Genomic DNA, 23,560 nt, shown 5'->3' on the forward strand with positions numbered 1-23,560 from the left:
TATCCCTTTAGATATTTGCACAGCCAATATCATCGATAGGGTCTGACGGTAACATGAAAGTATCGTTTTGAATCAATAACTTGAATCAGTAACTTGACTAAATAACTTGAATCAACAAGTAAAATTTTAATTATATTTTAGTAAACATTTATCAAAAGGTCAATTGTCTTTTTGAAATTGGTCAAAATATCATGTAATCACATCATAATTTTGTCCAGTGGCTTTTAAACCTTTGCCTAAACAAATGACTTATGACCCTAGTACAAGGGACTGAGGATGCTAAAATTTTCATTCGTTTTTCGGTATAATAGACTCAAATCCCATAAAATTCATACAGACAAACCGATTTTGCAACATATTTAATATAGAGGTGATTTCATGTATGCTCTTCAAATAAAATTTCTCACAGCCTTGCTTCTTATAATTTTAACTGTGAGTCTTCCTATGTCATTTGCAGACACAAGTCACTCTAATGTTGACACTTACCAAATATACTATAGGACCATCACTGACGATATCTTAGAAGATATGAAGAATTTTGATATGGTCATCATTGAAGCCCTTCAGCTTGAGCCAGGCATGGTTGAGACCTTAAAAGCATCTAACACACAAGTCTATGGATACATTTCAGCCCTAGAGGTTGCCACTTGGGACAATGCACTCAATGAGATTGTTAAAGAAGATGACCTGCTCACCCTAGATGGGACTGTCATGATGCATGGTAAAAATCCCATTGGCGACCTGAGACAACCTTCCTTTCGCTCAGCTCTTTTATCAATAATTGGTCAGCGTATTGCCGAAAATCACTTGGATGGCCTTTTCATTGACTCCACATCTGTAATGAATGACTTTTTTGGTGATGAAAATATTGGCCCCGATCTCTTAAAAGGCTACACCAGCCTACTCGAAGAAATCAATGTAACTTACCCTGAACTGGATATATTACAAAACCGTGGCTTTGCCTATTTAGAGTCCGTTTCCGGTTTACTTGATGGGGTTGTTTGGGAAAATTTCGATTCGCCAAGAGCCAATCATGTAAATCGATATCAACGTCGAATTGATCTTTTACAGAGTTTACCCGATCCCATTGATGTTTATACCATTTCTTATAAAAATTTTGATGTGAACCAGGACCATGCAAACGATCTTGGATGGGTGCACTTGAATCATTCAGCAGGCACAAGTCATAACGTTTGGATCCCTTTTAATGGGCGATAATCATTTCGCCCCCTTCTATATACATTTAAAGGTCAGAAACTGATTCTCTCAGTTTCTGACCTTTATTTTTGATCCAGTATAATTTGATCTATGAAGATTTATTCTGCAGCCGTAGCCTCGGCTTCAGATTCAAGTGTTTCAAGCTTTTCTTCAAGATTTTCTAGATGGCTTTCCATTTTTTCGAGCATGTCATTCAAGTGGTCTTTAATGGCCTCTGTGTCTTCCTCTTCTAAGGCTGTCTTGAAGGCCTCGCGTTCAGCTTCACGTTCTTCTCTTTCTGCCTCACGCTCCGCTTCCCAAGCTTCCTTTTCTTCTTCTGTCATACTTTCAAAATCTGGTCGCTCTTCTTCACCAAAGAATCCACCTCTTGGCTTGCCTCCATCCTTCGGACCCTGTCCTGGCTTTCTTTCTCCAGGTTTTCTTTCACCAAAGGCCTCTTTCATTTCTTCCTTATAGGCTTCAATTTCTTCGTCTGTCATATTTTCAAAGTCTGGTCGTTCAGGTCTTTCTGGTCTCTGACCCTCTTGAGGTTTTACCAATTCTCTAATGGCATCTCTGGTTTCATCAATATCCGTTCTAAGATTAGACCAATCATCGCTGATTTCCGGATAATACTGGGCAATAATGTCTTCCATTTTCTCTTCTCTGTCATCCCGCTTTTCTTGTCGATTTTCTTGTCGCTTTTCTTTAAGCACTTGGCGGTCGTTCTCATCATTCACAGAGGCACTGGAAACTGTGTCTGCAAATGCCGATCCTGTTGATAGTGCCATAACTGCTGCAAGGGTTCCGATTAAAATTCTTTTTTTCATCATTATTTTTTCCTCCAATTTTCACTAATTGACTTTTACATCCTTCATGCCTAGGGCCAAACTGAATTCACGGCGTTTTATGTTTTTATTCCTGTTCTTCCCGACTTCGTATGTCGTTTGGCTTGTCTATAGAATAGACTTCAAATGTAAGAGAAATAAGATGAAAATGTGTAAATTTCATGTGAAATGCTTTTGTAATAAAACCTTACCTACAAAAAAGCCCCTGACCAATCCACCTGTGGCAGGCTTCATGATCAAGGACCTATATTGTATGCCGATCTATTTTGACTTATTTTCTATTTTGACTCGTTTTCTTCTTTTACTTGCTTGCGTATAGTTCAACCAATTTGATAACTGTTTCAACCGACTTTACCATAGACTCTACTGGAATGTATTCGAAGCGTCCGTGGAAGTTGTGTCCACCTGTAAAAATGTTTGGTGTTGGCAGACCCATGTAAGACAGTCTAGCCCCATCTGTGCCGCCACGAATGGCTTTTTGCTTCGGCACAACGCCCACTTTTTCCATGGCTTCCTTAGCCGTTTCAACAATGTGAATAACAGGCTCAACCTTTTCTTTCATGTTGAAGTACTGGTCTGTCAGTTCAAGAACAAAGGTGCCCTGTCCGTACTTTTTGTTGATATAGTCTGCCGCAGACTCCATGAGGGCCTTTCTCTCATTAAAACGATTTAGGTCATGGTCACGTATAATGTATAGCATTTCTGCCGACTCCACTGTCCCGTTAAAATCATTTAGATGGAAGAAGCCTTCATAGCCTTCTGTAGATCCAGGCACTTCAGAAGCTGGAAGCATGGCATTGAACTCCATCGCCATAAGCACTGCGTTTTTCATTTTATTCTTTGCGTTGCCTGGGTGAATGTTACGGCCGTTTAGAATAACCTTGGCACCTGCTGCATTAAAGTTCTCATATTCCAGTTCGCCTATTTCACCGCCATCAATTGTATAGGCAAAGTCTGCATCAAATTCTTTGACATCAAAGTGGTCAGCTCCACGTCCAACTTCCTCATCTGGCGTGAAACCAACACGAAGCTCACCATGCTTAATATCTGGGTTTTGAACCAGGTATTCAATGGCAGTCATAATTTCAGCAATGCCTGCCTTGTTGTCTGCACCAAGAAGTGTTGTACCATCTGTTGTAATAAGTGTTTGACCCACGTAATTGTTTAGTTCAGGAAAAGCAGATGTTTCCATAACAATGTTTTCTTCTTTGTTAAGAACCAGGTCTTTCCCATCATATGATTCCCAAATAAGAGGCTTAACATTCTCGCCTGAAAAATCTGGTGATGTGTCCATATGAGCCACAAGGCCAATCTTAGGAATGTCCTTGTCTATATTTGCAGGAAGTTTGCCCATTAGGTAACCCTTATCATCTAGGGTAACATCGCTTAAACCGATGGCAATCATTTCTTCCTTAAGAGGTTTAGCCAGGTTAAACTGCTTGGCTGTTGAAGGCACAGTCTCTGAATTTGGGTCAGATTTTGTGTCAATCTCAACGTACTTTAAAAACCTTTCAACAAGCTTTTTTTGAAAATTACTATTCATTGGTATGTACATATTATCCCTCCACGTCTAATATTCTTGAGCCTAATCACTTCATTAACTTGTCTTAATTTACACTCTAACAAAGGTCTTGGCTTATAAATAAACTTCTTTTCTTGCAAGAGCACCAAAAATTCCACCTGTGTGAACAAATAAAACATTCCCCATTAAAAGTGGATTGTTCTTTAAAATTTCCGAGTGCAGACCGTAAAAGGCCTTGCCTGTATACACCGGATCAAGAAGAATCCCTTGGGTTCTTGCAAAGTTCTTAATAAAACTCGTGGCATCATCACTGATATGACCATAGCCTGTATGGGCATATTCCATGAGGGTGATCTGGTTCATATCAATGTGCTCATTATAAGCCCCAATATCAGCCGCACCTTTTACTAGCCCACGAATGGTCGGATTGTAATCGATGGTTTTGTCATATATATTTATGCCCACAATATTTTTACCTGTGCCGTGGACCGCATTCCCTAGATAAAGGCCAGCGTAGGTTCCGCCAGAACCCACTGCCACACATATTGTGTCAAAGATCAATCCTAGTTCTCTCTCCTGTTCGAGAATTTCCTCAAAAGCAGAATAGTAGCCAAATGTGCCAAGAGCATCAGAAGCTCCAATGGTTATGGTCCGAGCCTTAATGCCTTTTTTTGCATAATCTTCTTTTAAGGTGTTCATGATCTCTATATAATTTCCAAAGTCCTCTGGAGGCACAAAGGTTAATTCAGCTCCAAAAATCTGATCTAAGGCATTGTTTCCAAGATTATCTGAGCCATGCCCACTTAACACAAGGTGGCACTTAAGCCCCAACCTGGCTGCAAGAGCTGCTGTGGCTCGGCAATGATTGGACTGGATGCCACCACAAGTTATAAGCACTTCTGCTCCATTTGAAATAGCGTCTTTTACAATGTATTCAAGCTTTCTAACTTTATTTCCTGAAATTTCAATGCCTGTGTAGTCATCTCGCTTAATATACAAGTTGGTGCCCGCTGGCATATCCTGTGTTTTCTTTATGGCCTGTATTGGCGTTGGCGTATTAGACAGCAAGAGTTTTTCTGGTCGATTCATGAAATCACCTCCAATAATATTATTTCGCTTTTCTAAGGAATTCCCCTTTAATAAAATTATTGTAACAGTTGATACCTTGGCAACATCAGGCTGCAAACAAGTCTATAGACCATCAATTATGAGATTTTAACGATGGAATGTGTCATACATATTTATTATATGAGCAATAGTCGATATATTGTTGTTAGTTTGTTTCTAATAATGGTTGCACAATCGACGCACCGCAACAAAGAAAACAAGCTCGTTAAGTCAGGATGTACCCTCCATTACCGGAAATCATCTTGAGTCAAATTAATACACCCTAAAAAAAGGGTCCCGGTTAACTGTGTTAACCGGGACCCTTTTTTTATTATTTATTTGGCTTAACCTGTAAAATGAGAATTCACGCCACCACCATGCCATATAATTCATCTATCATTCTATGGTCTGGCAGTCACTCTATATATTGTTTACAAGGCATTCAAATTACTTTTCAGTTTTGTACATTTCATTAATTTGAGACTGAATAGACTCATCATCAAAGTACTCATCAAATGTTGTCACCTTATCGAACACGCCATTTGGTGTGATTTCTATAACTCTGTTTGCAATTGTTTCCACAAACTTATGGTCATGTGATGTAAAGAGCATAGTGCCCTTGAAGGCTGTTAAACCATTATTAACCGCTTGAATGGATTCAAGGTCAAGGTGGTTGGTTGGCTCATCAAGAATAAGAACATTGGCTCCAGAAAGCATCATTTTTGAGAACATGCAACGCATTTTCTCGCCACCCGAAAGAACACTTGCTTCTTTAAGGGCATCTTCCCCTGAGAAAAGCATTTTTCCAAGGAAACCACGGATGAACGACTCGTCCTTTTCTTCTGAGTATTGACGCAACCAGTCAACCAGGTTCATATCAATACCTTCAAAGTATTCTGTATTATCATTTGGTAAGTAGGCCTGTGATGTTGTCACACCCCACTTGTATTCACCTGCATCGGCTTCCATTTCACCCATAAGGATTTTAAATAGAACCGTTCTAGCCTGAGGGGATCTTGACATAAAGACAATTTTATCACCCTTTGCCACTGTAAAGGACACGTTATCAAGAACCTTGACGCCGTTTACAGTTTTAGTGATGCCGTTCACATGAAGAATATCCTTACCCGCTTCTCTTTCAGGTGTGAAGCCAACGAATGGGTAACGTCTTGAAGACGGCTGAATGTCTTCCACAGTGATTTTATCAAGCATTTTCTTACGTGCTGTCGCCTGCTTAGATTTAGATGCATTGGCGCTGAACCTAGCGATAAAGTTTTGTAGGTCTGCAATCTTTTCTTCACGCTTCTTGTTTTGATCTTTCATGAGTCTAAGGGCAAGCTGTGACGATTCATACCAGAAGTCATAGTTACCAACAAACATCTTTGCCTTACCAAAGTCTATATCAACCATGTGCGTACATACCTTGTTCAGGAAGTGACGGTCATGGGATACAACAATGACAGTGTTTTCGTAGTTGATTAGGAACTCTTCCAGCCATGCAATCGCTCTAAAGTCAAGGTGGTTGGTTGGCTCATCGAGAAGTAGAATATCTGGATCACCAAAAAGGGCTTGGGCAAGAAGAACCTTTACCTTGTCATCGCCCTTTAGCTCTGACATTTGCTTCATGTGAAGATCTTTTGTGATGCCAAGACCCATAAGCAGTTTTTCAGCATTGGTCTCTGCACTCCAACCATCCATTTCAGCAAATTCCCCTTCTAGTTCAGAAGCTTTTACACCATCTTCTTCTGAAAAATCCGGTTTCATATAAAGCGCGTCTTTTTCTTTCATAATTTCATACAGTTTTGTGTGTCCCATAATAACTGTATCAAGAACCATTTCGTTGTCAAACTCAAAGTGATCCTGCTTCAGTACAGCTAGACGCTGACCTTGTGAAATAGAAATTTCACCATTAGATGGCTCAATCTCTCCGGATAGGATTTTTAGGAAAGTTGACTTTCCTGCACCATTTGCACCAATAACACCGTAGCAATTGCCTGGTGTAAACTTCATGTTTACATCTTCAAATAATTTTTTGCCTGGAAACCTTAGCCCTAGGCCTGATACCGTAATCATATATTTCATCCTTTCAGTACGAACATTGATCCCAGAGTAGTCACGAAGCCCAACTGTAAAAAGAGACCTTACGTTTTCTTCTGGTTGAACTGACTGTTCATATTGATATTCAATATAACCGCAATTTCAATGAATCATTTATTTTATAGAGATATTTCTTATTGATTTTCTAGTCTCTCACATGATCGACTTTCAAAATATCATTCAAGAGTCCTCATCATACCATATATAGATATTTGAGAATTAAAAATTGTATATATGGTATGATGAGGACACATTTTTGTAATTTTGAAAGCGCCTGACATAACAAAAGCCCCTTACTCTCAATAAAGGACTTCTGACATTTTTGCATCCAATTTATTATATCGGTTCTGTGTTAAATGTAAAGCATCTATTCTGGGCTAATCTTGATCTAAAAACTCCACCAATATAGCACATATGTCATCATTTTGAAGTGTTTCAATATCATTCAGATTTTTTGAAAGAGCTCCAAAGTAGTCTTTCACTGACTTGTGGGACTGTCTATCATGTTTCATATTGTCTTTTATCTGATTTTCGCTTAAGTCTTCCAGTCCATCTGTAAAAAGTAGAAGCTTGTCTCCTTTTTCAAAATCGACGATCTCAACATCATATTTGGTGTCTGAAAAAACACCCACAGGCAAATTTGGATGACCGATATTTTTAGGAAAGGCATCTTTTCTATAGAGGATTGGATATGGATGACCAGCGCTTGAAAGCCAACCTCTCCGTTTTTTTAAGTCAATCATGACATAAAAGGCTGTGCAGAATAAAGTGAATTTTTCCGAGTGAAAAACCTGTACAAAGGATTCATTCATCTGCTCTAGGAGTTGGTTTGGACCGATGTCCTTTGTGGCAAAGTCTCTAAACATATACTTTAGAACAGAAACAACCAGTGATGAGGCTATACCATGTCCGCTAACATCACATATAAAGACACCCACCATGTCATCGTCAAATCGTTTAATGTCAAACAGGTCCCCTCCAAGTGAGGCCGCCGGACTATATATGGTTTTGATTTCCAGTCTGTCAAACTTTTTGGCTCGCTTGCGCATCATTGAGCGCTGTACTTGCTTGGCAAACATCAAGTCACTGTCTAAAGATTTTTGTCTCTTATCAAGTTCTTCATGAATTGTATTAAGCGCCTTGTATGCTTGGTTTAAATCCACATTTTTTCTGGTGTTTTCCCTATGAAGGGCAGCCAGTTCACTGTTAATGGACTGGGTCACATTTTGAAGCATGGCCGTATTTTGAGGTGGCAATACAAGGGACCCGTGCAGACGATTATTTATAAGCCCGCCAGATAAGCGGAGCAAACGTATTTTACCTGCACCCATGTTAAAATTAATCTCCCAGTCTGATTCGTGTTCACAGGTTTTAAGGGCGCTTAAAAACTTATGATATTTCATGACACTCTGTTCATCCAGGAGAATATCTTCAATTTTAGGATAGGATTTCCCTTTTAAATGAGAAAACCATATGGAAAACTGCTTATTGTATTCTACGATATGGCCCAGTTCATCCACTACAAAAAGACCTATATCGGTTATGTCCGCCCAAGTTTTCATTATGCCTCCAACTCTACTATGTCCTCTTGACCATAAGTGTTCACAAATTCTAATGTATGATCAAAATCATGGCACAAGTGTGCATGAGCACATGGGGGATCTGATGTAATAACATTTGAAAAAGCTCCACCACCAATAAATATTGGCATCACCTTATTCAGTGACTTCTGAGACTCGCTTTTGACTTCTAAAACCATAGCTTTGGCTCGATCAAGATGATAAGGCATGGTACAAGATATGCCCACAAAATCTGGGTTGTATGATTTGACTGCAGAAATAAGCGCTGTGCGCGGTGTATTGGCCCCAAGATAAACGACCTGCCACCCGTCGATTTCAAGCAAATCTGAAACCATTCTCGCGCCAAGCTCATGGAGTTCTTCTTCAGGACAAGCCATAATGATGGTTCCCTTTTTATTTTTACTTGCGTTCGATACTATATCGCTGTACAGTGTTGACATTAAATGCTGTGTAATAGCTGTTGCTACATGTTCTTGTGCGACTGTGATTTCATTTTTCATCCAGAGTTCACCCACGTAAACCATGCTTGGATAAAATAAATCCTTGTAAAACGATTTTAAAGGCAGACCGTTCTTGCGTAAATCTTGAACCCATTCATAGCATGTGTTTTTGTCGCCGTGTATGAGTCCATTAACATAACCGTCTGTGCATATCGACATAAAATTAGGCTCCTCGCTTCTATTCTAATAATTGAGCGACTTGCAAAATATCATTCAAGAACCCTCGCTATACCATATATAGAATTATTCATTCTTAAATATCTATATATGGTATAGCAAGGGCATAATTCTGTAATTTTGCAAGCGTCTGAATTACATTAGATCCTTGCGAATTTACAAACCACCCATCATCCAAACACTTGTGGGTGCTAATAAACTTAATTTCACTTTGCAATTCGCTCATTGCATACTATTTTATCACGAAAAACGTCGATTTTTTAAATATTTAACGTGGGCTTAATATAAAACTGACCGGCTAGATCAATGCGCAATTTATTACTCTCAAGCATCGATCCATCCGGTCGAATCGAATTTAATCCTTAAAGGTGTCAATTGGTCTTTCTAGAAGTGTACGCAGTGCCTCTACCCGGTCGGCCGATCCTCCCTGTTCCTTATAAAACCATAAAACTTTTGTCATAGGCATGCCCACCAATATACCGTAGTGCGTAGAATACTCATCCATCTCCATGGTCCTCAGCAAGTCCTGGGCGTGGTCTCGGGTCCTGTCATCATGAAGCCAGTCGCTAAGGGTATCGCTCATGTCTGGTTTTCTTGTAAATGCTGGGTGTCCCACTACACAAACCCTTTGTTCCAGACGGATATCCCTTGATGATGCTCCGATACGTATAATGAACTCACCGGATTCAACGGCAAGGGTCTTTAAATTGTCACTGTAATAAGAAAAGGCTGTCTCATCCAGATCCATTTGAACGCGTTTTTTCTCGCCGCTTTTCAGATGCACTTTGGTGAACCCCTTTAATTCATTTTCAGGCCTAACAGCGCTCGAAGTGACATCATGAACATAGAGCTGAACCACTTCCATGGCCTCTCTAGTTCCAGTGTTTTTTATAGTAAGAGCAAGGGTCATATTTTCAAGATCCACCTTCAAATTAGAGTATGCAAAGGTCGTATAGCTTAGACCATGTCCAAAGGGATACTGGACCGGCAACTTTCTGGTGTCATAATGCCTGTAACCAACAAAAATGCCTTCTGAATACGTCACATGGTCTTTGCCTCCTGGAAAATCACAATAACTTGGGTTGTGTTCCAGGCGGAATGGAAATGTCTCTGAAAGCTTTCCAGAAGGACTCACAGCACCAAATAAAATCCTTGCAAGGGCTTTTCCCCCACCCTGGCCTGGCAACCAGGAGAGGAGAATTGATCTTGAAAGCCCCTCAAAATCTCTTGTTTCAATTGCAGAACCGCAGTTTAAGACCACAAGGATATTGGGATTGATCTGAGCAAGTTTATTGAGAAGGGTCTGATGGTCCCTCGGAATTTTCATATTAGGACGGTCAAAGCCTTCAGATTCCAGTTTTGAAGTTGTGCCTGTAAAAAAGACAAGTTTATCGGAAGTCTTGGCTAGGTCAAGTGCTTCTCGGGTCAGCCTTTCACTTGTATTGTCTCTTTCATAGCCCCTAGCAAACTGAACCTTTGAAAGCTTCATTATTTCATCAAGAGGCGTCTCCATCTTTTGAGGATTCATATGAGAACTGCCTCCCCCCTGAAAACGTGGCACAGATGCAAACTCACCTATCACCCCTATACGGTCGTCTTTTTGAAGGGGCAAGATGCCATCATTTTTAAGGAGGACAGCCGACTCTTCTGCCAACTTGACCGCTATCTCATGATGCTTATCCCAGTCTACATGAACTTCTTTTTTATTTTCTACCGCTTTTATTATTAAGTTTAAAACCCGCTTGGCGTGCTTGTTTACTATTTCTTCACTTAAAAGCCCTGACTGCACAGCTTCAATGACCTCATGGTCTTTTGTCCCCGGCCCAGGCATCTCAAGATCCAGACCATTTTTAACCGTCTCCACCTTGTTTGATACGGCTGTCCAGTCTGACATAATAAGCCCTTGGTAACCATAGCTGTCCCGGAGTATGGTCTCAAGCAAGTGTTCACTCTCACAGGCAAAAGGTCCATTCACCCGGTTATAAGCCCCCATCATGGTCCACGGATTTGCGTCTTCAATAGCCATTTTAAATGGTGCCAAATAAATTTCATGGAAGGTTCTATCGTCAATGACTGCATTAATCATAAACCGCCTGGTTTCTTGTTCATTGCCTGCAAAATGTTTAAGACATGCCCCAACACCCTGGGACTGGATACCACTTACGAAGGCAGATGCCATTTTGCCTGACAAGTATGGGTCTTCTGAGTAGTATTCAAAATTGCGTCCACCTAGGGGCGATCTCTTACCATTTACACCAGGGCCTAAAAGAACTGAAACACCATAATGCTGGCACTCCACACCGACCATTTCAGCCGCTTGCCTAACCAGGTCAGTATTCCAAGTTGCGGCCATAGCCGCTTCCACAGGCAGGACCGTTGCTGGCTTTGTCTTGCTTGGGTCCAGACCCTCTGAAAGCCTTAGACCATGGGGACCATCTGTAACAAGAATTTCCGGCACACCTAGCCTTTCTACACCATTAAGGCGCCATGATGACTTTCCGCATAGGAGTTTCACCTTTTCCTCAAGTGTCATTTGATCCAGTACATTTTCAACATTCATATTCTAACCTCCCCGCTTTGCCCAGTCTTGTCTGTGGAATTTTATTGTTGCTATTATTCTATGGGAATATGATGGGAAAATCAAAAGTTTTTATACATAGTGTGTAATTTGTCAGATTTTAAAGCGCACAAACAGGACGCACATCTTATAGCCCACTTACGCTTAGGCATAATAAAATGCACTTTACAGTGGGGTCACCCATTTGTAAAGTGCATCATCATTCCAAGTGCATTAGCCTTTTAATCCAAATAGAAGAATATCCACAAGGTGGTTTATATCCTCTTTGCAATACCCATATTCCATCTTGTAGATGGGTTCTCTAAATATAATCCGCTGTGCAAGCCCCATAACAGATTGAATAATCGTCACTGCGATCTTGTCCACTTTATGAGGATCAACAAAAACGGAGCCATCCGCTAGTCCTTTTTTTAGGGCTTTTTCAAAGGCACCTGACTGTCTTAGATATTTCTTCATAAAGTTTTCATAGTCTTCATTTTCATAACTTTGATTAAAATAATGATCAAACTGAACAGTGAACTTAATTAAGTCCGGCCTAGAAATACAATACGCGCAGAAGGCTGTTAATAGAACCCTTGCCTGGTCAAAACCACTTAAATCCTCTTCCGCATCAACCCATGCATCTTGCAGTTCCAGCAAGTATCCGACTTGTAATTCCATAGCAAGCAGTTCCATGCTTTCATAGTAATTATATAAGGTTCTTCTTTCCACACCTGCTTTTTGAGCAATTTCAAGCATGGTTGTTCCCTTCAATCCTTTTTCCAGAAAAAGCCCCCGTGCGGCTTCTAAGATAATTTCCCTGTTCTTTCTTTTTGTCCTACTTTCCTCACGTTTTACAAACACGGCGTAATCCCCTTTCACGTCATGTGGCATTTAGACTATTACTTGGCCTGATATAGGCATTTATGATTAAAGACTTTATATATAAGACTTATAGATGGCATTTGAGCACCTTGATCATGGAAGTTAAAAGTTATTTTTCATAAGACCGACAAATAAAAAGTACAGTATACATCAGACTTTACTGAGTATACTGTACCATATTTTCTAAGCTTCGTTTTTCATGAATTCATGCGATAAGGCGCTTTCAGAATCCATAATTTTTGACTCTCTATGACAAGATCGCTGGATAAGACCTATACCAAAATAAACTTTTCTATCATTAGGAAGTGAGCCAAGCTCCCACCTAAAACAAATAGGTGGAAAATTTCATGAAAGCCGAACACTGATATTTGGATTTTTTTAGACTTGGTCGCATAGATGACCGAACCAAGGGAATATGACAAACCTCCAACGATTAGCCAAACAAAGCCCTGTAGAGGAAGTGATTTATAAAGGGGCACGATGAAAAATATGGCCATCCATCCCAAGATCAGATAAAAAGCTGTATAGAGCCACCTCGGTGCATTAAACCAAACCAACTTCATAACAATACCAAGTGCAGCAAGTCCCCATACAATACCAAACAGGGTCCAACCTAAAGTTCCTTTTAAGGCAATCAGGCAAACCGGTGTGTATGTGCCTGCAATAAGTATGTATATCATAGAGTGGTCTACTCTGCGTAGTATAGCATCCACTTTTTCTGAACTCGGTACCCAGTGATAAACTGTAGAAGCGGTATAAAGGGCTATTAGACTTAGCCCAAACACTAGGGCTGATACAATTTGTAGGGTGCTACCATTAGAAACACCTTTTATAATCATCCAAACAAGTGCCACAGATGATAGCACCGCACCCGCAAGGTGTGTCAAAGCATTGACAGGTTCTTTTATGTTAAACATTATATACCTCCTTATTAAGTCTGGGCTTATAAATATCATACTTATCTCTTCGTCCTGCATAGGGTTGCAAGGGTATTGTAAATGATATTTTCCAAGTCACACAGTCAACAATATATTTAAGATTTGATAGCAGCCATTTAATCTACAATTCCAAACCTCATTACGTCGTATTGAATACTACTTGTCTATACTATAGACCAATTCCCGTGTTTTGTAAAGCATATAGTAATTAAAACCACGTTAAGATTTTATAAGACGATGAAATGTAGTATACTGTTGTCATGGACTTAGCACCAGCAATCCGAACTTAGGGGAGATTTACAATGAATAAAAAATTAGAAACTTTTTTTAATTATAAGGGCATAGACACCGACGAAATCCCTAATATACCTCTTTATATGGATCAACTTCTTGGTCTTTTCGAAGGCTTTTTTTCAGATTTCAGACGGGATGATGATGAGAAAATCATGACAAAAACAATGGTGAACAACTATGTGAAATCAAAGGTCATTAATCCACCTGTTAAGAAGAAGTACTCTAAAGAACAAGTTATGCTTCTCGCCCTTGTTTATCAGCTTAAAAACATTCTAGCTATTAGTGATGTGAAGGGATTTTTTGATTTATACGATAATGAAACCCTATCTGAAGAAGACCGCAACCAACTTATTGAAGAATATTTCAATATCTATAACACGGTGGAGCTTGAACATATAAAGACCCTTCAGGAAAGGTATGAAAACTTCAAAGCCACCATGACCAAGGAAAATGATAAAAAGGCTCTTGTGGCACGCCTTCTTGTTGAGGCAGACTTAAACAAACGCCTTGCCCTGCTCATTATGGATGAAGAAAAAGATTTAGAAAAGTAATCCAGCAAGTGGTTCTATATGCAAAAAAATAAGTGCTATGGTCTAGTCATGACCATAGCACATTTTTATTTAAACTATCCCTTATAACGCTCTACGAACTCAAATCTTTCATTGTCTGGTCCATCAAAAAAGACAATTCTCGCTGAGCCTACCACTCTTGGTTCACCTTGAATTTCAATGCCTTTGTCCTTTAGCATATCCATTTTTTCATCAAGACTGTCCACCTTAAAGGCGATATGTTCAACAGGCCCCAGATCTCTACTGGTGTTTTCTTCTTTGTAAATGAGTTCAATAATTGTACCGTGCGCATCTAAAAATACAAGATTGGATGTTGGATACTTGTAATCCTTTAAAATCTTACAACCCAGCACTTCCGTATAAAACGTCTTTGATTTTTCTATGTCTCTTACCTTAATACCGATATGTCCAAACTTCATACGATCACTCCTTGTAAGTTCTAATCATTGTCTTTTCATACCGATTATAGCATAGTTGTACCACTTGGAAAGCATCCACTTATTATTTGTCATTCCTACTGCGTTTCACTGTGCCTTGATACTGCAAATTGAAAAAATAATCGGAAACCATAGCGATAACAACGCCCTGTGCCGCACCATTCCATACAGATTGACCTAATGAAAGTCCTGATGACTTCATATTGAGCACGAACCATGAAATAGATAAAACAGAGGATATGAACAGTAATAGAAAGGGAATGATCCAGTTTTCCAGGGCATCATTTTTCTTAAACACACTGCCAATATACCAAATAACAGGCACAAGTATAAATGTTTCTGGCCTTAAAAATCCAAGCAAATCTTGTAGTGTCATTGTCATACCTTCACCTCCTATAATCCCCTACCAAGCAACATTCCAATGAAGCTTGTCACAGCACTGGTTATGACAGCAATAACAAAAGCCCGCCTGTAAGCTTCTTGCTCACGAACGGGCGCTTCCTTCATATCTTTTAAAGCTTCTTTATTTTCATTGATCCAAACAGTGTTGGAACCCACTTTTTCATTGATTGATGTCATTTGCTCTGCAATAACACGCACTGTGGCTACAAGCTCCATAAGAAGGTCACTTTGCTTTTCAAGATCGTCGATTCTATGATGGGCCACTTTGAGCGACTCTGCAATTCGTGCGACCTCCCCTTCTTTTTTGCAGTTGTGGGATGGCATGGGTGACCTCCTTTTTGTAATAGTTTTTGATACTGTTTATTGGGCAGCTTCAAGCAGTGACGTCAAGGTTTTATACTCATCAGAGATGATTCTGTCTCCCATTAGAAAGACATCAAGCTTAAGCTGAAAGTCTTGTTTTGAGGTGAAGTTTCCACCCTCGATTACTTTTTCGCTTTAAATGCTTAAATCCTCTACTTCTTTTACAGTCCGTTTAGGGACAACGTTGGCTAGAACACCTATATCACTTTATTTATAAATACAATATTCTGCTACCACTATTTCACCTCGTAATTCAACGTACTAATATAAGCCACAGTCGGAGTCGGACCCTCATAGCGAATAACCCATTCACCAGTACTTAAAACTTTAACAAAACCATTCTGTGAGGGATCTGAATCATCAAATGAAATTGAAAACTTTTCATTAATATCTGGTTTGTAAGAAGTTTTCAATATAGTAGTGCCACTTGCTACACTATTTAGCAACAAGAATCCAGAAGCTTTTAGAATATTATTTTTAACTCTAATATGTGCGTTAGTGCCGTTCACACCATTCAACCACGTAGGGTTTAATACATCTTCTTTTGTTAATTCTTCGATTTGCATTTCAGCTATATCAAGTTGTTCTGCCTGATAAGCAATCTTTTCGCCCATCACTTCAATAACGTTTATTAGATCATCTTTGTAAATCACTTGTGCATCAAATACGCCCGTGTTATTTTCTTCTGATAGGGTTTTGTAGACTGCGTAGTAGTCAGCCCCGTCATTGTCTACACCGCCGGGATAATAATAACTCACCCCACCGTAGTAAAACACGTTTGTTGTTTTAACCCATTCAGCGGTTACGTCTGTTATCTGGTTGTTTAGCACTTTTATTATAGACATGAAATCTAAAACTTTTTTATCAAAAGAAGTGTCGACACCAGACGCCGTGTTGCCGGGAAGCGTATTAGTTAATGTATTTCCTGCATTAGAAGAACATAATTCCATTTTCTCCACCCTAACACCCGACTCCATAGTCACATAAACCCTACCCTCTGGCATTGTCATATCACCGAACAGATCGATTTCTTCTCGTACAGGTTCAGCTAAAGCATATTGAAGCTTATAGGTTTCTGTAATGTCTTCATATGCTTTTTCTTTAGGACATTCATTAATACCAGTTTGAGAACCTAATTCATATGAAATACCAGAATCGATCAATGTTGCCCTAGTGCCAAGCCCTTGATACCGTTTAACCCATTTCTTATCCCCAGAAGAATATAGTGTTTCACCAGTGCCATACATAACCCAACCATTCATATAAGCGTTTCTCTCTTCTACTGTAGGCGAATAGGAGTCTGCCCACCCAGAGTCAACATTGTCTATACTTATTTTAAATGCACCAGTCTGTGATGTGTTGAGAATACATTGATCTGCATCAGAAAGGGTAGATTCATCCGTAATATTAGTTATATTCTTGCTATTGTATTTTGCTAATATTTGTGAGTTAGCAACATAGTTATTGAAATAGTCGCTTACAGTAATACCTATTGTTTTAAAACCAGTATCATTAGCTATAAAGTCCCAATCATAATCAATACCATCCAACGACTCAATAACTCTAACATTCCTATCAACAACCATCTTCCCACCTTCGATAGTGTAGTTGTCTTTAGAGGTTAGCGTGACAGGTGCGTATACTTCATTGTGAAATGGCTCAATGTATTTGTCTGGCGGGGTTGTACCTTCAACCAACACAATTTTAGATTTTAGATTGGTTGAATCATCTAACGTTCTAAATGTGATACTGTGGGTATCAGATATTGTAGTGAATTCATTTGTAGCTGTGTCTTGAACTTCGGTAAAATTGCCAAGTCTATCATACCCATATATGCTAAACCTAGACCCTCCTGTATAGTCAACAATCGAGTATACTGTATTAGGCTTAACAGGAATTTTTCCAACTGAACGTATCTTTTCACTATTTGTAGATTTATCACCATCTGTACCACTATAAATCCCTAGTTCCAATTTCCCGACAAACAAATTCTCACCACGAATATCAAACTTCAAGTCGGTTAGGTTTTGAGTTCCTTTGATGTAACCTTGACGGACTATGTCTAGCATTTGTTGTTCAGTGTAATGTTCAATACCAAGTGCTGTCATGTTAATTAGTATTATATTTTTAAAGTAAGCATCGTTATTAGTTATAGTTCTTAAATATAAATAGGATGATTCAGTCCAGTCATCTTGTGCAATACCATAAATTTCGTTGAAATCTGTATCATCGTTCGTCATACCAATTTCAACTTGTGGTGCATTCATCCATATGTGTGCATCAGAACCTCTAACTAAACCATAAATGAAAAGTTTATCGTTACTAGATATATTTGGATAGTAACGACCACCAGTAGTTTGACTGTCATCAAATATGTGTAATACATCATCAGAAACGTTAAAAATGTCTGGACTACTAACCTCACTCCATTCACCAGATTCTAAACTAATAACACTATTTGTTAATGTACTACCACTACCACTAATCTTAGGACTTACCCCGCCATTTTGCATATCCAGTGCAAGCGTAGGATTCTCACTATCAAGCAAGTATGTCTTTTCTAGTGAATCAAGCCCCATTGTACGTTCATCTAACAAGCTTACACTTTTCATGGTATCTGTTAATGCTTGACCTTGATTTATAGGTGTCGTGAATGTTACTTCTGGAATTAGACCAGATTCAGAAAACATGATAATATCACCTTTAGTGTATGATTCTAACATGAATTGCTGTGGTTCTCTTTTAATTGGTTCAGCTAATCGATATGTGATCTCCTTACCAAGAATCAGTCTTTGTGCAGTTGCTTCATCGGGTGCTAATGCTTTAGGAAAGTAAATATACCATTTAGAAGTTCCAATGTTTTGTGTACAGAATGTTATACCACCAAAGTCTGAATCCCAATTGTCACCTCTAACATCAGCTTCTCTTATTGCAAATGGTACAATCATGTCACCTACTGGATATCCAGTCTTCTGAATATAATTATTAGGTAGGGACATTCTAAAGTAGTTAACATTTATTGCTGTAGTTTGATCCCAACTAAGTATCATATCTTCAGTTAGGACTAATGACTCAATTCTCTTATACTCTAAATCATCACTAACACCATTTGGAAGACTTCTAAACTCACCCACAATTTCTTGTGTATCTGACAGATATGGTTCATAGTCTGTCGATGTTGTACCTTCTTCAAGTTGGTTAGTATCTAAATCCGCTTTATCACAACTAAATTGAACATATATTGCCTTGTCAGGTGCAATACTTGTATTAGAAATTCCAAAACTCAAAATGTTTCCATTTCTATCTAAATACCTGAAACGTCTTGCTATTGTAGGGTTGCCACTTTTAGTGTATGATTTTCCTTCAATTACTGGTATTGGGGTAGAAGTAACAACTGTAGATGAGTCCTTTAGTTCACCATTAGACGAAATATACTTTTCAATTACCTTTGACTTATCAAACTTATTCTTCCCACAACTAACTAGCTTCGGATTTACTACAGACCTAATACCTTTCCAATATGGTGAACCTTCAACCATATACGCTAGTTGATCTTCTGTTAAGTGGTCTGCACCACATGACGTAAGGTTAATAACTCTTATACCATAATTACCATCAATCTTGAATGTGTCTCCACTTGAACCACTTCCACTATAAATTATAATAGTGCTAGTTCCCTTATTCATTTTAGTTGTTAACGTGTTCCATTTTCCTAATTCAATATTAAAAGTGGAGTAATTAGAACTATCCCCAATTCTAATAGTATCTATATTGTCTGAATATACTCTAATAGAATAAAGAATTGAATCATTTGACTCACCCTTTATAGCATTTTGAAGATATATCCCATCATTAGATATAGAAGTAACTGTTACTGTTGCAATGTTATTATCTACAGTATAAGTCGCATTATTAAGGCTAAAATTAGAAACACCATTTTGAAATCTTGCATTAGGTATAACTTGGTTAACCAAACTAAGCCCTTCAAGACCACAAATCTCAACAGACCCACCGCTAACAGTTCCTTCCGGCACACTCGTTATATGATCCTGCGTCACCACAAGCTCTGACCGAATGCTGTTTTTCATGTCAAAGTTATTTTCTATATCCGCAATCCGATCATCATGCCCCTTTATGGCCCCGTCAATGCTGTCGGCATTACTATTGAAGACTTCTATGTCGTAGTAATCTGTTGGACTGGGTTTTATCAGTCCCAAATGATTGGTATTTGTACTCATTCATGCACCTCCTAGTTCCACTGATTCGTTGTACGTATTTGATTAAAAGTCATTGCGCTGAGTCCTGCATGTGTTAGGTCTTGTCCAGACAGGGTGGCGTGCATGTTGTACTTGTATTCATATGCAAACACCAGGTGTGCTGGTAGAACTTCTGTGATGAAGCTGTTGAAGTCTTCAAAGTTTGGAGGCACACCGTTGAGCTCTGTGAATTTTAATATGAGCCGGCTTTCTTCTGGGATCTCAACCACTTCAAGGGACCCATTTTCAAAGGATTTGCAGGTTGACTCAACAAAGGTTTTTGTCACCTTGCCAACCCCTCTAATTTTAGATAATATGACACTCCGCCTGTAAGCCTCTGATTTTGACGGGTTGGTCTCAATGCCCAGAAAGTCTTCCCAGTTTTTAAGCCCCCAAGTGGCTGTTGTCACATGCATTTGTTTTTTGATATCTTCCATATTTTCATACAGAACTTCAACCTGATTTTCTAAGGCTGTATAAATATCTGAAAAGGCCTGGGCATTTCTTAGAAATTGAGGCACATTTTCTTTCATGCTTTTTTTCATAGTTTCCTCCTAGACCTTCACACTCAAGGCAAGTGTTCCAACCACGGGCACTTCCCTTTCCCCTAAAATGACATTCTGTGCACTACCATTTAGGGTGAATCGATCCATCAAACATTCTTGAACACCAGGTACATCAAGGAGAATGCGAACAGCTTGGCTGGCTGAGACCTGGTCGCTCACAAAAGCAATTTCTTTAAAATAAGATTCAAGTGCCTGTCTATAAGTCTCTTCAACGGTTTCAATCAAATGTCCTTGACCTAGTCTCACCTGTGCACTTACATTAATCATGACCTCCTCTCCAGTTACCACATCCACATTTGCCCCAACCGGTCGGACTGATTCAATATATGTCTTCACGAGGTCAATGTCCTCTAGGGCCATACTACGTCTATCAATCCCCACAACAGCAACATCTACAGTCCCTGGTCCCCGACTTGTTGGAAAAACCTTAGCCGCCCCCACACCATCTACTGAAAGAGCCCAGTTCAAGTAGTCGTTTTTATTGCCACTGGTAGAAGGTTTTTGCATTTTTAATAGGAGTCGCTTAAGGAGGTCATCTTGAGTCTCTTCTGTTTTCAAATCAAGTCCATATTCCTCTGCTTTGAGTTTTAAGGCCTCAAAGGATGCGGTTTGAGGAAAGGCTTCGTTTAAGACCTGGTCCATCATCATATATGACTGAACGAGTTCGACAGCAGCCGGTGACAAAACTGATTCCACAAAAGACCCTTCCCCAGTGCTGATTTGACCTGTAAAGTTTTGAATCATCTGATCCATTAAGGCTTTATGAGTTTTATCTTCAAACATTAAAATTCACCTCCAGTACGTCATCTAGGACAGTTTTTACTTCAAACTCAATTTCAAGTCTGTCCTGTTTGGTGTTAAAACGAAAACCACCCACATGACTGACTTGTGGGTGGTAAATAAGAGCATCAACAAGGGACTGCTTTAAGGCCTGATTTAGGGCCGATCCAGTCATACCTGTTTCAAGAATTTTTTCAACCTCAGCTCCGTAAGTCCATTTATAAATGGGCCACTTAAACCGCTCTGTTCTAAGGGCTTTTTCTATCCATACACGTAGAGCCTCAAGCCCTTCTACTATCTGAATTTCACCATCAACTATTATTGGCTGATTGGCCTTAAAATCCCATGCGATTTCATATCCAAAATCGCCCTTACGTCTTATTACAAGGTCATCTACAATTTGCTTTTTGGGAAAAATCAATCTACCACCACCTTATCAAGGACCATGTATCGCTTGCCCCCCATTGCAGGCATGACGGCGACCCGATCCCCCACGTTTAAGACTTCTTTTAACTCTGTCTTAGCCATATTAGTTTCTATAGTATTCATCCCAATGGGGGGTATACCATGGCTATGACCATCTGTCGTGTCTGTAATTGCCTCTTTGCTTTCGCCTGTTACAGTCCACTGTCCTGACAACTGTGTGTTTGTGGTATAAAACCGTTTTGGAACCACTAAAAAAGAAGCCCCCAGAGGATGCTCCATACCATCAATTTTTATTTCAATTTTTGGTGTCGTTGTCGTCACGGTTGCCAGTTCTATACCGTTAAATCGCACGTTATTTGATGTGTCCTGTATCCATTTAACCAGTTTTTCACCCTTCATCTAAACACCGCCTCAATTGTAACTGCATCTTGTAAAGACCACCTGCCAGGGAGTGGCTTATGCTGAGGCTTTCATACAGGCCATTTACTTTAAGCGCCTCATCTTGTATTAAGATTCTATCCCCACACTTCATTTCATGATTACCTAAACACTCCAAGCTTAGACTTTCATCTAAGGCACTTCTTGTGCTTTTAAGTGCCTCAATCATTTGCTTAGATTTCTCCAAGTCCGCTTCTTCGTCAGTGACTTGGTAGACCATTTGTCCATACTTATCTATAAGGGCCTGGTTGGCCGCTTCATTTATAATTTGATCCTTCTCACCACGTACAACAAAGGTCGTATATAGATTCTCCATACTCATAACACTTGATCCTGAAAGGCGTAGCCGTGCACTATCTAGCTTCCACTTTGATCTAGCTGGGCCCAGTTTCACAAAATGAAGTCTATTGTTTTCAAGCCTCACCAGCCAGTCATTTCCAGTCACTTTCTTATCTTCTTTAAAAACAGCCTGTATAATGTTCCACAAAGTCATATCTCGAAAGACCTGCTTAATGGGCACACTTATATCTGGCACATTTTCAATTGGAACATTAAAGGTCCCTAGAACATCCATAATAATCTGGCGGCCTGGGACATTCTCTGCATTATAGCTGGTCATGTTCTTCGTTAAATAGTACATATTATCTAGGGCTATTATGGATAGACTCCCGTTGATATTTCTCGTTACATTGGTAATGATCCCTCGAACAATCTCTTGGCTTTCATAGGCAAGCCTTATCTTAGAACCCACTACGAGATTTGAAACAATATCTAATGGATCAATGTCAACAAGTTCCACATTAAGCATGACTGCAGCTTGAGCCATAGAACTCTTCCAAGTCAGCCCTTGCACAAAATCGCTTATATCCAACTTCATAGGCCCATTTCCTAGGTCATCAAAAACTTCTAACTTGAAACCCTCTCCCTTATACATCGGCAAGCACCAACCTTTGTCCTGGCTGAATAAGATTTGGATCAGGCCCAATAACATCTTTATTCGCCTCATAAATTTGAGGCCATAAATCACCATCACCAAGTAGGCTTTGGGCTATTCGCCATAGGGAATCACCACTTTTAACTGTATATACCTTAGGACTGGGAACCAGGGCAGGTCTTGTTTCTAAAGTCACCTGTCTCCCCTCAGAAACGGGCTTCCAAAACCCTGAAACATCTCTTCTTTCTTGAAAACCTAGGGTATAGGATACATCTTGCGACCCACCTTTTTCACCATAGGTGAATTTAGTCAGGTAACAATCAATAGAAAAATCCATACTTGTTGTATTGGCCTCAGGCCTGTCATCAAAAACATTTATCCGGACAGGCCTTTTGCCTTTCAATATGTTGCTTAACTGGTCGATAAAAAACTTAGGGTTACTTTTCCACTGGCCTTCTTTCTCACTTTCTTTATAGGTTTTCCAGTAGTTTGACCCAAACAAGGGGAAGAACGACTTCACTTCTATTGATTTAAGGTCAATATTTCCAAGAACACTTCTATCCACTCCACCGATTACACTGAGGACTTGACTCTTCACCGATTCTGTTATAGCGATACTTTCAGGGTTGACCGGCAAGATGAGGGCCTCATCATAGAGTCCTCCCTCTTTATTCACTTTATAGATTA

General features: G+C 39.5%; 21 protein-coding genes. 2 read left to right on the forward strand and 19 right to left on the reverse strand.

The window, feature by feature from the left end; genetic code table 11:
* Nucleotides 1-378: 378 nt before the first annotated feature.
* Nucleotides 379-1,218 (forward strand): hypothetical protein, encoded by an 840-nt coding sequence (locus tag ACQ4KW_RS20425; RefSeq protein ID WP_430884282.1) that lies wholly within the window; start codon nt 379-381, stop codon nt 1,216-1,218.
* 98 nt (nt 1,219-1,316) lie between these two features.
* Here the strand turns inward: ACQ4KW_RS20425 and ACQ4KW_RS20430 are convergent, their stop codons facing one another.
* The 9 genes from ACQ4KW_RS20430 to trhA all read right to left on the reverse strand — a co-directional run bounded on the left by ACQ4KW_RS20430 (nt 1,317) and on the right by trhA (nt 13,387).
* Complete coding sequence (locus ACQ4KW_RS20430) at nt 1,317-2,030, reverse strand: hypothetical protein (protein ID WP_430884283.1); 714 nt, start codon at nt 2,028-2,030, stop codon at nt 1,317-1,319.
* Between the two features lie 316 nt (nt 2,031-2,346).
* Nucleotides 2,347-3,600, reverse strand: a complete 1,254-nt coding sequence (gene pepT / locus ACQ4KW_RS20435) for a peptidase T (RefSeq protein WP_430884284.1) — start codon at nt 3,598-3,600, stop codon at nt 2,347-2,349.
* 81 nt (nt 3,601-3,681) lie between these two features.
* Nucleotides 3,682-4,656, reverse strand: a complete 975-nt coding sequence (locus ACQ4KW_RS20440) for a 1-aminocyclopropane-1-carboxylate deaminase/D-cysteine desulfhydrase (RefSeq protein ID WP_430884285.1) — start codon at nt 4,654-4,656, stop codon at nt 3,682-3,684.
* A gap of 465 nt (nt 4,657-5,121) precedes the next feature.
* Nucleotides 5,122-6,747: an ABC-F family ATP-binding cassette domain-containing protein gene (locus ACQ4KW_RS20445; RefSeq protein WP_430884286.1), complete on the reverse strand. Its 1,626-nt coding sequence runs from the start codon at nt 6,745-6,747 to the stop codon at nt 5,122-5,124.
* 401 nt (nt 6,748-7,148) lie between these two features.
* Nucleotides 7,149-8,333 carry a PP2C family protein-serine/threonine phosphatase gene (locus ACQ4KW_RS20450; protein ID WP_430884287.1) on the reverse strand — a complete coding sequence of 395 codons (1,185 nt, stop codon included), beginning with the start codon at nt 8,331-8,333 and terminating at the stop codon, nt 7,149-7,151.
* Nucleotides 8,333-9,010 (reverse strand): cobalamin B12-binding domain-containing protein, encoded by a 678-nt coding sequence (locus ACQ4KW_RS20455; protein ID WP_430884288.1) that lies wholly within the window; start codon nt 9,008-9,010, stop codon nt 8,333-8,335. The genes ACQ4KW_RS20450 and ACQ4KW_RS20455 overlap by 1 nt, the downstream gene beginning before the upstream one ends.
* Before the next feature lie 373 nt (nt 9,011-9,383).
* Entirely contained in the window at nt 9,384-11,588 is a 2,205-nt protein-coding gene (locus ACQ4KW_RS20460) for a beta-glucosidase family protein (protein ID WP_430884289.1), read from the reverse strand.
* Between the two features lie 231 nt (nt 11,589-11,819).
* A complete protein-coding gene (locus tag ACQ4KW_RS20465) occupies nt 11,820-12,449 on the reverse strand; it encodes a TetR/AcrR family transcriptional regulator (protein WP_430884290.1) in 630 nt (209 codons plus the stop codon).
* A 293-nt stretch (nt 12,450-12,742) separates the two neighbouring features.
* On the reverse strand, nt 12,743-13,387 hold the full coding sequence (gene trhA / locus ACQ4KW_RS20470; protein WP_430884291.1) for a PAQR family membrane homeostasis protein TrhA: 645 nt from the start codon (nt 13,385-13,387) through the stop codon (nt 12,743-12,745).
* 323 nt (nt 13,388-13,710) lie between these two features.
* Between trhA and ACQ4KW_RS20475 the strand changes: the two genes are divergently transcribed.
* Entirely contained in the window at nt 13,711-14,253 is a 543-nt protein-coding gene (locus ACQ4KW_RS20475) for a DUF1836 domain-containing protein (protein ID WP_430884292.1), read from the forward strand.
* 74 nt (nt 14,254-14,327) lie between these two features.
* Here the strand turns inward: ACQ4KW_RS20475 and ACQ4KW_RS20480 are convergent, their stop codons facing one another.
* From ACQ4KW_RS20480 to ACQ4KW_RS20525, 10 genes are all read right to left on the reverse strand, one after another.
* Nucleotides 14,328-14,690 (reverse strand): VOC family protein, encoded by a 363-nt coding sequence (locus ACQ4KW_RS20480; protein ID WP_430884293.1) that lies wholly within the window; start codon nt 14,688-14,690, stop codon nt 14,328-14,330.
* A gap of 82 nt (nt 14,691-14,772) precedes the next feature.
* Nucleotides 14,773-15,090 carry a phage holin family protein gene (locus tag ACQ4KW_RS20485; protein WP_430884294.1) on the reverse strand — a complete coding sequence of 106 codons (318 nt, stop codon included), beginning with the start codon at nt 15,088-15,090 and terminating at the stop codon, nt 14,773-14,775.
* A gap of 11 nt (nt 15,091-15,101) precedes the next feature.
* Nucleotides 15,102-15,434 carry a hypothetical protein gene (locus tag ACQ4KW_RS20490; RefSeq protein ID WP_430884295.1) on the reverse strand — a complete coding sequence of 111 codons (333 nt, stop codon included), beginning with the start codon at nt 15,432-15,434 and terminating at the stop codon, nt 15,102-15,104.
* A 275-nt stretch (nt 15,435-15,709) separates the two neighbouring features.
* Complete coding sequence (locus tag ACQ4KW_RS20495) at nt 15,710-19,711, reverse strand: hypothetical protein (protein WP_430884296.1); 4,002 nt, start codon at nt 19,709-19,711, stop codon at nt 15,710-15,712.
* An 11-nt stretch (nt 19,712-19,722) separates the two neighbouring features.
* Nucleotides 19,723-20,274, reverse strand: a complete 552-nt coding sequence (locus tag ACQ4KW_RS20500) for a putative phage tail protein (RefSeq protein WP_430884297.1) — start codon at nt 20,272-20,274, stop codon at nt 19,723-19,725.
* Between the two features lie 9 nt (nt 20,275-20,283).
* The gene (locus ACQ4KW_RS20505; protein ID WP_430884298.1) at nt 20,284-21,078 is read right to left on the reverse strand and encodes a baseplate J/gp47 family protein; all 795 of its coding nucleotides are present in this window, start codon (nt 21,076-21,078) and stop codon (nt 20,284-20,286) included.
* Nucleotides 21,071-21,496: a DUF2634 domain-containing protein gene (locus tag ACQ4KW_RS20510; protein ID WP_430884299.1), complete on the reverse strand. Its 426-nt coding sequence runs from the start codon at nt 21,494-21,496 to the stop codon at nt 21,071-21,073. The genes ACQ4KW_RS20505 and ACQ4KW_RS20510 overlap by 8 nt, the downstream gene beginning before the upstream one ends.
* Nucleotides 21,493-21,900 (reverse strand): DUF2577 family protein, encoded by a 408-nt coding sequence (locus ACQ4KW_RS20515; protein ID WP_430884300.1) that lies wholly within the window; start codon nt 21,898-21,900, stop codon nt 21,493-21,495. The genes ACQ4KW_RS20510 and ACQ4KW_RS20515 overlap by 4 nt, the downstream gene beginning before the upstream one ends.
* Nucleotides 21,890-22,873, reverse strand: a complete 984-nt coding sequence (locus ACQ4KW_RS20520; protein ID WP_430884301.1) for an XkdQ/YqbQ family protein — start codon at nt 22,871-22,873, stop codon at nt 21,890-21,892. The genes ACQ4KW_RS20515 and ACQ4KW_RS20520 overlap by 11 nt, the downstream gene beginning before the upstream one ends.
* Complete coding sequence (locus tag ACQ4KW_RS20525) at nt 22,866-23,549, reverse strand: LysM peptidoglycan-binding domain-containing protein (RefSeq protein WP_430884302.1); 684 nt, start codon at nt 23,547-23,549, stop codon at nt 22,866-22,868. The genes ACQ4KW_RS20520 and ACQ4KW_RS20525 overlap by 8 nt, the downstream gene beginning before the upstream one ends.
* Between the last annotated feature and the right edge of the window lie 11 nt (nt 23,550-23,560).

Origin of the sequence: Tianxiuia mixotrophica (genome assembly GCF_050596425.1) — a bacterium.
Lineage (GTDB): Bacteria > Bacillota > Clostridia > Peptostreptococcales > Acidaminobacteraceae.